The sequence below is a fragment of the Undibacterium sp. FT79W genome, from assembly GCF_014284215.1.
Classification (GTDB): Bacteria; Pseudomonadota; Gammaproteobacteria; order Burkholderiales; family Burkholderiaceae_D; genus Undibacterium; species Undibacterium aquatile.
Window position 1 is genome coordinate 381,245 of record NZ_JACOGB010000006.1, and the last position, 12,595, is coordinate 393,839.

General features: G+C 49.9%; 8 protein-coding genes. All 8 read right to left on the reverse strand.

Going from position 1 to position 12,595, the window contains the following annotated elements:
- Positions 1–21 precede the first annotated feature (21 nt).
- A complete protein-coding gene (gene selD, locus H8K38_RS13150) occupies positions 22–1,080 on the reverse strand; it encodes a selenide, water dikinase SelD (protein WP_186885268.1) in 1,059 nt (352 codons plus the stop codon).
- Between the two features lie 183 nt (positions 1,081–1,263).
- Entirely contained in the window at positions 1,264–2,703 is a 1,440-nt protein-coding gene (locus H8K38_RS13155; RefSeq protein ID WP_186885269.1) for a DEAD/DEAH box helicase, read from the reverse strand.
- 356 nt (positions 2,704–3,059) lie between these two features.
- Entirely contained in the window at positions 3,060–4,241 is a 1,182-nt protein-coding gene (gene bcsZ, locus H8K38_RS13160) for a cellulose synthase complex periplasmic endoglucanase BcsZ (RefSeq protein ID WP_255422959.1), read from the reverse strand.
- A gap of 181 nt (positions 4,242–4,422) precedes the next feature.
- Positions 4,423–5,217 (reverse strand): enoyl-ACP reductase FabI, encoded by a 795-nt coding sequence (fabI, locus tag H8K38_RS13165; protein ID WP_186885270.1) that lies wholly within the window; start codon positions 5,215–5,217, stop codon positions 4,423–4,425.
- Positions 5,218–5,848: 631 nt separating this feature from the next.
- A complete protein-coding gene (locus H8K38_RS13170; protein WP_186885271.1) occupies positions 5,849–7,564 on the reverse strand; it encodes an ABC transporter ATP-binding protein in 1,716 nt (571 codons plus the stop codon).
- 9 nt (positions 7,565–7,573) lie between these two features.
- The gene (locus H8K38_RS13175) at positions 7,574–8,677 is read right to left on the reverse strand and encodes an ABC transporter permease (RefSeq protein ID WP_186885272.1); all 1,104 of its coding nucleotides are present in this window, start codon (positions 8,675–8,677) and stop codon (positions 7,574–7,576) included.
- Positions 8,678–8,689: 12 nt separating this feature from the next.
- Positions 8,690–9,628 carry an ABC transporter permease gene (locus tag H8K38_RS13180; protein WP_186885273.1) on the reverse strand — a complete coding sequence of 313 codons (939 nt, stop codon included), beginning with the start codon at positions 9,626–9,628 and terminating at the stop codon, positions 8,690–8,692.
- A gap of 34 nt (positions 9,629–9,662) precedes the next feature.
- On the reverse strand, positions 9,663–11,522 hold the full coding sequence (locus tag H8K38_RS13185) for an ABC transporter substrate-binding protein (RefSeq protein ID WP_255422960.1): 1,860 nt from the start codon (positions 11,520–11,522) through the stop codon (positions 9,663–9,665).
- Positions 11,523–12,595: the final 1,073 nt, after the last annotated feature.

The following is a 12,595-nucleotide window of genomic DNA, read 5'->3' on the forward strand; positions in this document are numbered from 1 at the left end:
TCTTCGGGCTATTCAAAAAAATCAGGGGTTAACTTCAACTGCAGGTAAGCCTGCAACAATATCACCAATGACGGCCGCTTCAAAGAAGCCACCTTCACGGAAAATCGTTAAAACAGCATCTGTTGCTGACGCCTCACAGGAAACTAATAATCCCCCGGAGGTCTGAGGATCGGTCAGCAATGCCTGTTGCGCAGCGCTGATACCGGCATTCAGTCTGACCTCATTTCCGTAGGCGGCCCAGTTTCTGGCAGAGGCACCGGTGATAAAACCCTCGGTGGCGAGTTGCTCTACTTTGTCCAGCAAAGGGATGTCCTGCATGCTGAGTCTGGCGGTGACATTGGCGCCGCGGCAGACTTCTAATAAATGCCCGAGCAGACCAAAACCGGTGACATCTGTCATCGCGTGCACATCGTCGAGTTGGGATAGCTGCTGCCCCGGGCGATTCAGCTTGGTCGTGCTGTTGATCATACTGGCATAACCCGCGTCATCCAGCGCTTGTTTTTTGAGCGCGGCAGACAAGATGCCTACGCCAATAGGTTTACCAAGGATAAGCTTATCGCCAGCTTTGGCATCCGCATTGCGTTTCACTTTTGATGGATGTATCAGGCCCATGACGACCAGACCATAAATCGGCTCAACCGAATCTATCGTATGGCCGCCGGCGATCGGAATGCCGGCTTCGGCGCAAATGGATTCTCCGCCCTGAATGATTTTTCCTATGACATCAAGCGGCAGTTGATTGACTGGCATGCCTACCAGTGCCAGCGCCATGATGGGCGTGCCACCCATGGCATAGACATCGGAAATGGCATTGGTGGCGGCGATGCGCCCGAAATCGAATGGGTCATCGACGATGGGCATAAAAAAGTCGGTGGTGGCGATCAACGCCTGCTCGTCATTGAGTTTATACACCGCAGCATCATCGGCCGTTTCTATGCCGACCATTAAAGCGGGTGGTACTGGAAAGCCACTTGATTTTTTGAGAATTTCAGCGAGGACGCCGGGAGCGATTTTGCAGCCACAACCGCCACCATGGGAAAACGATGTCAGGCGAACAGCAGGTTCAATGTTGGTGGTCATAGATCATCAGGATAGTGCGTTCATCAAGTTAATGATTATACGCCGGGGCGCTCAGTATAAAAAAAGCGACCACCGTAGTGATCGCTTTTTTGTGATATTGCTTATCTGGCAAAAGCTATATCGACGTACTATGCAGCAGAATGAAGCCGCACCGTCCGTTGTTCAGCTTCGTCCAGCAGACGATTAATAGTCGCCAAATGAACGACGTGTACTGCCTTCGCTGGAACGATTGCCTTTATAGCCGCCGCTGCCTTCTTTACGTGGCGCAGCGCCTGTGCCTGCACCAGCTGGTTTGCTGAATGAGCGTTGACCTGGTTTGCTATTACCAAAGCCGCCACCGCCTGGTTTGCGGTTGTCGCCCGGTTTCCAGCCACCTGGTTTGCGCGCGGCAGAGCGTGGTGCAGATGCTGTTTTCTTCGGTTCAAAACCTTCGATCACATCGACCGGGATCAATTGTTTTGTGAAGCGCTCAATGCGTTTGACATGCATGCCTTCTGCGTGATTGACCAGCGATACTGCCAGACCTTTACGGCCTGCGCGACCAGTACGGCCAATGCGGTGTACGTAATCTTCAGGAAATTTAGGTAAGTCGTAATTGAATACGTGGGTGATGCCTGGTACGTCGATACCACGGGCAGCAACATCAGTTGCGACCAATACGCGGATCTGACCACGACGCAAACCGTCCAGTGTGCGGTTACGCGCGCCCTGATGCATGTCGCCATGCAGTGCAGCAGCGGCAAAGCCAGCGATATTGAGGCGATCTGCAATCGTATCTGCATCACGTTTAGTCGCAGTAAATACTACGGCCTGATCCATGGATTCGTCGCGCAACAAATGGTCGAGCATACGATTTTTATGGGACAGATCATCCACGAAGTGAACTTTTTGCTGGATGTTTTCATGTTTGCTGGCAGAGCCTGCAATCTGAATCACCATAGGATCTGTCGTGATGCGTTTTGCCATGTTGCCGACAACGCCATCAAGCGTCGCAGAGAACAGCATGGTTTGACGGGTGGCGGGTGTCGCGGCAACGATTTTTTCGATGTCATCAATGAAGCCCATGTCCAGCATGCGATCTGCTTCATCGAGTACCAGCATTTGCAATTCAGAGAAGTCGATCTTGCCGGAATCCATATGGTCGATCAGGCGACCCGGAGTTGCGACCAGAATTTCAGGATTGCGCGACAACAACTGCATCTGTTTTGGGTAAGGCATGCCACCCAGAATCGATACGGCTTTGATACGGCGTGAATAGGCGCTGTATTTGTCAGTTGCGGTTGTGACTTGCAACGCGAGTTCGCGGGTTGGCGTCAGTACCAGCATTTTTGGTTTTGCTGCGACGAAACGAGGACGGTCGCCACGTGAGCGGGCGGATTGACGTTCTTGGTTTGGTGTTTTGCTGTTGTCGTAAGTAACGACTTCAGCGGAAATCAATTTATGCAAGGCTGGCAGCATGAATGCCGCAGTTTTGCCGGAGCCGGTCTGGGAAGAGACCATCAGGTCACGTCCGTTGATCGCTGCGGGAACGGCTTGTTCCTGTACTGGTGTTGGCTTGGTATAGCCGGAATCTGTCAGGGCGCGGATCAGGTTGGCGTGGAGGCCTAGTGCTTCAAAACTCATGGAATACTTTCGTAAAAATTTAGCGCGATGAGAAACAAACGCGCGCAAAAATGCAGCGCCAACCAAACGAAATAAACACAGAGAATCCAACAACGGACGACAATGAGATTTCGGCACAAAAGCTTTGCGCCAGGATGATGTCTTTGGTGTAACCAGACATGCAGGGCGGGAGGGCTTTTACATGCTAACTCCGGTACGGAGATGCACAGGCTTGCGATGCTACAGTTTTCTTTACTGCGTTTTATTGCAGTGCAAAAACGAAATGATACATGATTTTACGAAAATTAGCACCAGTTTTTAACAATTGCAGCGGCCTGTCTTAGCTGAAAGGGCGAGTTTCATCGCGTGCGGGCGGCTTATCTGATTTTTTTGCAGCTCTTCTGCCAGGCCATTTCTGCTTTTCCTTTTGCAGAAAAAGCATAGCGTTTTTCGCGCCAGCCGAGGGCAAATAAGGATAAGACCTGATCGTAATATGCGTCGGCCTTGATGGCTTGTGCTTCCAATCGCAATTCCTGCTGTTGCAGCGCTTTACTTGCTTTGCCAGCCTGCAGGAAGGGTATCAGTGCGGCAGAAAATCCGGATGAGCCCGGGCTTTTTACTTCGCCAGTCAAGATGTTGACGAACTCCGGTGGGTAGCCTTTCATTTCAGTCAGTTTTGCCATTGGTGACAATGCCTTGATTAAGGTGGCGCGATCAGGATCGTGCTCGTTCATCATTCCCGCCCATAAATACACCCGGATGGCGTTGTAACCGCCATCGCCTTTTTCTGCGCCGTTGATGTCAGCGGTGAAGCCTTGGTCGGGATGAAACAGGATCCAGTCTGCGGCGTAGCCTTGCGGAGCCGAGCCAGAAATAATTTGCATGGATGAGGCCAGCAGTTGCTTCCAGCGCGGATCTTTATCTGTGCTGTCAAACCAGCGCAAGAGTTGAATCGGCAGGTAACTGGCATTGAGCTTCCAGGACTTATCCGCTAACGCAAATCCTGTTGGCGCGGGTAACAGCGTCAAGCCCAGTTTGGGGATGTTCGCCGTTTCTTCGTTCAGGATGCGTTGCGCAAGTAATTTTGAGAGCGCCGTGTAGCGCTTTTCATTCCAGGCATCGCCCGCCAGGCCAAGCGTGTAGGCGATCCATAAGTCGGCGTCGGATGCCGCATTTTTATCGATGATGCCCCAGGTTTCATCGGCACGTTTGCCCCATTGCCAGGCGGGTAGGTGGGCGGTCAGATCACCGTAGGCGAGATTGTTTTCTGTCCAGCGCAGGAGTGTGTCAAAACTGTCCCTGTCGTTGGCGATCAGGGCAAAGAACAGCGCGTAAGCCTGTGCTTCGGAGACGGTAGGTTTAATGCTGCCACTGTGATCAATCACGCGGCCATCGGTGGTGATAAATGTTTTTTTGAAATTCGACCAGGCCGGCCATGCAGGATGGCATCCGTCATTCTCTGCCCATACATGATTGCTGCTGGCAAGGCCGATCAGACAAATCATCAGGACTATCAGTTGCTGAGTCAGTTTTGTGGGAAGCTGAAAAACGGCGCGCATAGTATTGAGTGAATTCGTGGCGTATGACGAAGGGTGGTGCTACGTTGATTTTGTCCAAGTGTAATCGATTGCAAAACGATCACGAGAGATTCTTGTTGAAATTGACGGCGTACGACAATACGACAGGCGATAAAAAAGGTGCAGCCAGTGCACCTTTTTAAATGTCAGTATATAGCGCTTCTTAATGGTTGTAAGAATCGACATTCAGACCCATCACATGCGAGAAGCCACCGTCAACATAAGTGATTTCGCCGGTGATGCCGTTGGCCAGATTCGACAACAGGAATGCTGCGGTATTGCCGACATCTTCGATAGTCACATTGCGACGCAGTGGTGCATGGTCAGCCACGAAGCCCAGCAGCTTACCGAAGTCTTTGATGCCAGATGCTGCCAGTGTTTTGATCGGACCAGCAGAAATACCATTGACGCGTATGCCTTTTTTGCCGAGATCTTCTGCGAGGTAACGTACAGATGCTTCCAGCGATGCTTTGGCCAGACCCATCGTGTTGTAATGCGGAATCGCACGAATAGCGCCGAGGTAAGACAGCGTCAGCAAGGCAGAATCTTCGCGCAACAGAGGCAGGGCCGCTTTCGCCATAGCCGGGAAACTGTAGGCAGAGATGTCATGTGCGATGCGGAAAGCTTCGCGTGAAAAGCCGTCGAGGAATTCACCGGCAATCGCTTCGCGCGGGGCAAAGCCGATTGCATGAACCAGACCGTCAAGACGGTCCCAATGCTGTGCCAGATCTTTGAAGGTAGCGTCGATTTGTTCGTCGCTGGAGACGTCGCAATCGAAAATCAGTTTGCTGTCAAATTCTGCTGCGAATTCGGTAATTCTGTCTTTAAAACGATCGCCGACATAGGTAAATGCGAGTTCAGCACCTTCGCGTTTGCATGCCTGTGCGATGCCGTAAGCGATAGAGCGATTCGACAGTAAGCCGGTGATCAGAATTTTTTTGCCTTGCAGAAATGCCATGTTGACTCCAGGTATTGTCGTAATGCGGATGCGGCTGTTAGCCGAAAATGCCTTGAAAGGCCGCATCAATATTACGATGTGGTTTTCGGTCATTTTTAAAAGCCTGTTTTACTTTCAAGCAGGTTTTTAAAAATTTTCCTTTACTGATTACTTTCACCAGCTTCTTATTAAGCCGGTTTTCGTTGCTTTCCGGATAGCGGGGTGGCAACAACAGGTCGGAATTGTAGATGCTTCGCGCAAATCGGGCAAATACTAACTTTCAATCAAATGATGGCATCTGGACGATCAGTCGGGGACAAGTGCAAGCCCGGATGTTTTAATGCTGCACCGGCGGGCGGCCTTTGTTTCTGATCGCGATCACAACATCCCCTATCCATGCTTCTTTATTGCGAAAGACTGGCTTAACTTCGCCTAACATGCATACCTTGATTTCGTTTTTCACAGCTGATGTGCACAGAAAAATAAGCGTGATCAACTGGTATTTTTACTCTAAATATACTCCCCCCAGTATATTTTTAATGCCCAATGTTTATTCGGACTATTCAGCTGTTTTTAAGCATACTCCCCGAAAAAGATTATTTGCAGAGGGCCGGGTCAGATTCGCCCGGGGCATCATTACTCCATCGTCTGCTCAGATGCCGCCGTTAACATGCGCTGCTTGCAGCCCGCGCGGTATCGCTTGCAACAGCGTTTGGGTATAAGGTTGTTGCGGATGCAGATAAAGCTCATCCGAATTAGCCAGTTCCACCACCTTGCCTTTATTCATTACCATGACCTGATCGGCGATGTATTTCACGACCGCCAGATCATGCGAAATGAAGATATAAGATAAGCCGAATTCTTCCTGCAAATCCTGCAGCAGATTCAGCACCTGCGCCTGCACCGAGACATCCAGCGCCGATACCGATTCATCGCAGATCAGCACTTCCGGTTTCATCGTCAGACAGCGCGCAATCGCAATCCGCTGACGCTGGCCGCCGGAAAACTCATGCGGATAACGGTGAAAGGCCGCAGCAGGTAAACCTACCTTATCGAGCAACTGCATTGCCATCGCCACTCTTTCATTATTGCTGGCACCGATCTGGTGTATTAGCATAGGCTCCATCAGGATCTGGCCAATGGTGAAACGTGGATTGAGCGACGCGTAAGGGTTCTGGAAGATGATCTGGATCCGGCGCTTGTACGGTAAAAACGCTTTGTCCGTCATCGACAAGATATCTTTGCCGTCAAATATCGCTTGTCCGCTGGTGGCCTGATGCAGGCGCATCAGCGTTAAGCCCACCGTGGTTTTACCCGAGCCGGATTCGCCGACCACGCCCAGCGTTTTGCCACGGGCGAGTTTGAAGGAAACATTCTCGACCGCTTTGAATTCTTTTTTGCCGAAAAAGCCATCGCGTGTAAAAAAGCTTTTCCCCAGATTATTGACTTCGAGGATGATTTCTTCATCGCCGCGAATGCCGCGTTGTCGTTCTTTTTGAGCGGGCAGGGCACCTTGATGATGGATGAAATCGGCGATAACGGGCAAGCGCCACGGGCGGGTGTCGAGCGAAGGGCGGCAATGCAGCAGCGCCTGCGTGTAAGTGTCTTTCGGTTGCTCGAAAATCTGTTGCACCGTGCCGGCCTCGCGAATGACGCCATGCTGCATGACAATGACGTGATCAGCAATTTCACCGACCAGTGCCAGATCGTGCGTAATAAACAGCACCGACATTTTGTGCTTCACGCGCAGCGCGTCGATCAGATCGATGATTTGTTTTTGTATCGTCACATCCAGCGCGGTGGTCGGTTCATCGGCGATCAGTAATTTAGGCTCGCAGGCAATCGCCATCGCGATCATCACGCGTTGTTGCTGACCGCCCGACATCTGGCTGGGATACGCATCCACTTTGGATTGCGGGTCTGGAATGCCGACTTCTTCCAGCAGTGCAATCGCTCTGGCACGTGCCTGTTTGGCATTCATGCCCATGTGCAGACGCAGGACTTCGGCGATCTGAAAGCCGACCGTGAAGACCGGATTGAGAGACGTCATCGGCTCCTGAAAAATCATGGAGATGTCTTTGCCGCACAGCTCGCGCCGTTGTTCTGTGCTGAGTTCCAGCAGGCTGCGGCCTTCAAACAGAATTTTGCTATCAGAAGCAATGCTGGAGGTGTCCGGTGGCAGCAAGCCCATTACGGCCAGTGAGCTGACCGATTTGCCGCTGCCCGATTCGCCCACCAATGCGACTGTGGCGTTATGAGGAATGCTGAATGACACGCCTTTGACCGTTTCTACACTGTCTTTTTTATTGATACGAAAAGAAACGCGTAAATTCTCGACCTGAAGTAATGGCGAAGTAGAGTGAGTCATGGTGCTTCCTTATTTCAGCTTAGGATCAAGCGCATCGCGCAGGGCGTCGGTGAACATAGAAAATGCCGTCACCAGCACCGCCATCGCGGTGGTCGCCGCCACCAGTTGCCACCATTTACCGAGGATTAGTTCATTCTGGGCTTCATTGAGCATGCTGCCCCACGATACTGTACCGACCGGAACGCCGAAGCCGAGAAAGCTCAGTATCACTTCTGATTTGATGAAGCCGACCACCAGTATCGATACTTGCACCAGCGCGACGTGGCTGACATTCGGGAAAATATGGATGAACATTTTACGGAAATGGGTCGCACCGATGGCGTCGGCAGCCCACACGTATTCGCGCGCTTTGTGCTTCATATATTCGGCGCGCATCAGGCGGAATGGACCGGTCCAGCCGGTGAAGGCCAGAATCAGGATGATGGTGGAAACGCCTTTTTGCTGTAAAACTGCTGCAACCGAAAGTACCAGCAGCAAGTAAGGGATAGACGTGAAAATGCTGTAAAACCAGTTAAAAAAATCATCGGTGCGACCGCCGAAATAACCGGCAAATGCGCCGAATAAAGTGCCCAGTAATGTTGCCAGTACGGCGGCAACCAGACCTACCACAATCGAGGTTTCTGCGCCTTTAATCGTTTTCTTGATAATGTCATGCCCCCATTTGTCGGCCCCAAAAGGGAGGGTGCTTGCACGTTCTGCAACGATGGCTTTGCCTGACTTTGCTAGTGCGGTATTGATGTCGGCCATCTCTTTTGCCAGCGGATCACTGATGCCATAGAAATCCAGTGACTCAGTTTGGCCGGAAGTCTTCTGACGCAATTCGCGCAAGACATCTTTCAAAGGATCGAGCGGATTTTCCGCCGGGCTGGCCTGCGCCGTATAAGTAGCGTCTGCTTTTTCTACAGGCCCATCCGCGCCGATAAAGTGTGGCGGTGCGTAACTGACGCCGGTTTCCTGCTCCCAGTCGGCAGCAATCATGCCGCTGGCGGACAGGATGAGCATCAGCAAAAATGCCGTGACGATCGCCAGAGAAACCATGGCAATTTTGTCGGCACGCAAGCGACGCCATGCGAGCGTCCATAATCCCGGGGAAGTCTGAGTTTGCATAGTCATCTTGTGTGATCCTTATTTTAACTGCACGCGTGGATCAACCGCCTGGTACAGCAGATCAGTCAACAGGTTAAATATCATGGTGGCTGCGGCGACATAAACGGTAATTGCTTTGATGACGGGAAAGTCGCTGCGTTCGACCGCCAGTATCACTTCGCGGCCTATGCCGGGAATCGAGAAAAAGCGTTCAATCAAAAATGCACCGATCAGCAGTGCAGGTAAGTTCGACATCACATGGGTGATGATGGGAATGGAGGCATTGCGCAGCACGTGAACCCATTTCACACGCCGTTCAGGCACGCCCTTGGCGCGCGCTGTGCGTACATAATCCTGATTCACTTCGTCGAGAACAAAACTGCGGAATAAGCGCAGGTTCGGCGCGACACCAACCGCCAGTGCAATCAAAATCGGCAGGGCAGAGTATTTGAATAAATTTTCGCCAAAGCTGTTGCCCCATCCTTGTACCGGGAACAGACTTAACTGATACGCGAAGAAGTACTGGCCGACGATGATGTACACCAGAATGCTGATGGACATACCAACCGTGCACGCAATCATGACAGTACGGTCAGTCAGCGAGCCGCGTTTAAATGCAATGGCCAGCGCGAGCGCAATGGCGATCAGTGTTTCCAAGATCGTCAGTGGAATCAGCACCGTCAATGAAGGACCGAGACGGCTGCCGATAATCGACGATACCGCCTCACCGGTACTCCAGCTATTGCCGAAATTAAAGGTCAGAATTTGCTTGATAAAAATCCAAAGCTGAACATAGTAAGGCTGGTCTATGCCAAGCTGGGTGCGGATATTCGCAATTTGTTCGACGTTAGACATTTTGCCTGCCAGCAGGTAGGCCGGATCGCCGCCGACCCAGTTAAACAGAAAAAATACCAGCAGAATCACACCCAGCATGGTGGGTGCCATTTGCCACAAGCGGCGCAAGATATAAGCGGTCATGAGATGTCCTGGTAATTCGGAAGAAGATGGTGCATTACTTGTTTTTATCGATGTCGATGTAGGTCCACTCGACATGCATCACAGGATGCTTTTTATAACCGATGACCCGCGCTTGCGAGAGCATATTGCGATAGCGTGCATAACCGATTCTTTGCGCCGAATAGACTTCCATTACCCGCGCCATTTTGTGATACAGCGCGTCACGTTCTTCGCCTGCTGGCAATTTTTGCGATGCTTCATACAGTTTGTCGTATTCAGGAATCGCAACACAGCCATTGTTATTCATATGAATATTCTTGCTGTAAAACAGCTGCATAAAATTGTCGCCGTCGGGATAATCGGCAATCCACGGCGAAATACGTTGTGTCAACTGGCATTGCTTTTCTGCTTTCAGAATTTCAGCAAAAGGACGGAAATCCACTTTCATACGGATGCCGACGCTGTCGTAGGTTTTCTTCCATACTTCTGCTTGTAATTTGCCGCGTGATTCGGTTTGCGCCGTATAGGTGATTTCCAGTGGTTGGCCGTCTGGCAGGGTGCGATAGCCGTCTTTTCCTTTTTTGTAGCCGAACTGATCAAGCAGCGCGTTTGCCGCCGCCGGGTTGTATTGAATGCTGCTGCGGTATTTTGGATCGTGTCCAACCACGCTGGGAGGGATGGGAAATTCAAGGGGAACCGCTTCGCCGTTATCGACAATCCGGATCTCGTCCTCGACTTTATGCGCCATGGCGACCGCACGGCGCAGGGCGATTTTTTCTTTACTCAGGCCACCCCAGACAGGGTCTTGCATATTCCAGTAATAAATCGTTAGCTCTGGATCGATAATGCGCGAGAGCTGCACGCCCTTTTTTTCGAATTCCGGTTTCAGCTTGCCGTTTTTCATGACTTGCGGGGCGAGTCCGCCGTAAAGCTGAAATAAGTCGACTTCGTCTTTTTGAAACGCTAGCAAGCGAGACTGATCTTCGAGGATGACGTTGACGATGACTTTGCCGATTTGCGGCATGCGTTTGCCTTTCATCGCCTTAACAATTTGCTGATCCGCTGGATCTGCGCTGGCGGCGTAGTCCCAATAGACGGGACGATAGTCTGGATTTGCGTCCAGCACCATTTTTGAGCCACGTACCCACTCTGTTAACTTATAAGGGCCGGTGCCGACTGGATTCGCCATCGCCAAGCCCTGTAAGTCCTGATATTTTTCTATGACTTCCCGTGCGACTGCCGACATCGCGGCATACGATAAAATCATCGGTAAATTGAAATCAGGGCGGCTGAGATGTATACGTAAGGTGTACTTGTCGACGATTTCCAGTCCCGGAATTTTGACGTCGTAGTCGAATTTCCCGGTTTTCTTCGCTTTGGCGGCATAAGCATCCAGACCAATAATCTTATCTTCCAGCAACCAGCGGTGGCTTGATGCGATTTTCGGATCCATTAAGCGCTTGAAAGAGTAAACATAATCTTCCACCGTCAGTTCACGTTTTTTTCCTTTGAACGCGTCATCCGGGCTGAAGTAAATGCCTTTCTTGAGGCGTATCGTGTAGTTTTTTCCATCCGCAGAGACTTCTGGTAACTCTGCAGCGGTCTCCGGGATAACTCTGGCAGGGCTGGCCAAATAGTCATAGCTGAATAAGCGTTCAAAGACAACTTCGTTAATCGTATTTGAATATAAGTCGCGCGTTGCAGCGGGATCGAACCCGGTTTCCGCAACTGGAAAGATTGTTCTTAAGACTTTTGTCGGATCGGCAAAACCCGCGTCTTTGTTGGGCGGAGTAGTTGCGGTACTGGTTCCGCAGTACAGAGCTATAAGGAGAAAACTACCGATGGCACACATCCGTTTGTATCCGTGCAGATGCATGACCTCGGCAGATTTGTTTTTTGCGAACTTAAAATTCATATAGCAATGTCTCCAACTTCCAGATATGACCAACCTCAGTGGCACTGATTCCGGCCACCTGATGCAGTCATTTGTTAATCTGATGAAAAGGCGGAGGAATTTCTTAGTAGTGCGCCGTAACCTTATCTTAAGTTTCTGGAAATAAGGAGATAGGAAGAAAATTTTTATTGCTTTTGATTGCACTTAAATGGTGCGATTTTGCGCATTTATAGACAGTGATCACGATTTAAGTGACAGATAATAAAAAATTTTTGCTGTCATGCATTAAAAAACAAAGAGAAACCGGCGCAACTTTTGTGGGATTTCAGCTTTTATTTCTATTGAAAGTAAATTTTATTCAGCCCTGAGTATTCAATAACGAATAATTTTATGAAAGTTTTTCATAGAGGGGGCCATGCACTAATTTTATGCTGCAAGGCACAAATTAATGCATTTCCTTTATTTTTCTTTTTTTGGCAGAATAATCGCTGTTGTTTTTCTGTGGAATACTATTTGCTAGCTATTGACAGTTGATGGCGAGAAATGGTTTTATGCGCCTTCGGAAAAATTTGGCAGATAAATTTACATATTTTTCTGTAGAATATAAGTTTATTTACATCAAGTTACGTTGGACAAAAATATTTACACGAAGTTGGTTTTTTTACTTCGCAGTCTGATAAATTGATTCGTGTAAATGTGTAATGTTTTGAGCAACCGATGCTCGGATATATTCAGATCTCGGTAATCCGCTTGGATTAAATGCGAATTTGCGATTGCAGAATTGATCGTCGTTGCTGCGGTAGTTAAAGCTGAATAACGGATTGAAATTCTGGTCTCTATTTTGCTTAAGAAAAACCGGTGCGTTCTGTGTAGGAAACTACTGACCGCATAGCGTATTTATAATTGTTTTTGTTTGAACCGTTTTGACGTGAGTCAATAGTAGACCTTGTGGGGTTGGAGGAGTATTAATGGATTTTTCAGATCGCCAGCAAGAGCCGGGCAAGAAGTTCCTGGGCATAGGGCTGGTCATAGCGTTTCACGTAGTGCTGGTGTATGCACTGCTCAATGGCTTGGGTACCAAGCTCATCGAAATC

Excerpts from the sequence above, each read along its gene's own strand:
- H8K38_RS13170 (WP_186885271.1), bottom strand. The coding sequence starts at position 7,564 with ATGACTCACTCTACTTCGCCATTACTTCAGGTCGAGAATTTACGCGTT.
- H8K38_RS13180 (WP_186885273.1), bottom strand. The coding sequence starts at position 9,628 with ATGACCGCTTATATCTTGCGCCGCTTGTGGCAAATGGCACCCACCATG.
- H8K38_RS13175 (WP_186885272.1), bottom strand. The coding sequence starts at position 8,677 with ATGACTATGCAAACTCAGACTTCCCCGGGATTATGGACGCTCGCATGG.
- bcsZ (WP_255422959.1), bottom strand. The coding sequence starts at position 4,241 with ATGCGCGCCGTTTTTCAGCTTCCCACAAAACTGACTCAGCAACTGATA.
- H8K38_RS13185 (WP_255422960.1), bottom strand. The coding sequence starts at position 11,522 with ATGAATTTTAAGTTCGCAAAAAACAAATCTGCCGAGGTCATGCATCTG.
- fabI (WP_186885270.1), bottom strand. The coding sequence starts at position 5,217 with ATGGCATTTCTGCAAGGCAAAAAAATTCTGATCACCGGCTTACTGTCG.
- selD (WP_186885268.1), bottom strand. The coding sequence starts at position 1,080 with ATGACCACCAACATTGAACCTGCTGTTCGCCTGACATCGTTTTCCCAT.
- H8K38_RS13155 (WP_186885269.1), bottom strand. The coding sequence starts at position 2,703 with ATGAGTTTTGAAGCACTAGGCCTCCACGCCAACCTGATCCGCGCCCTG.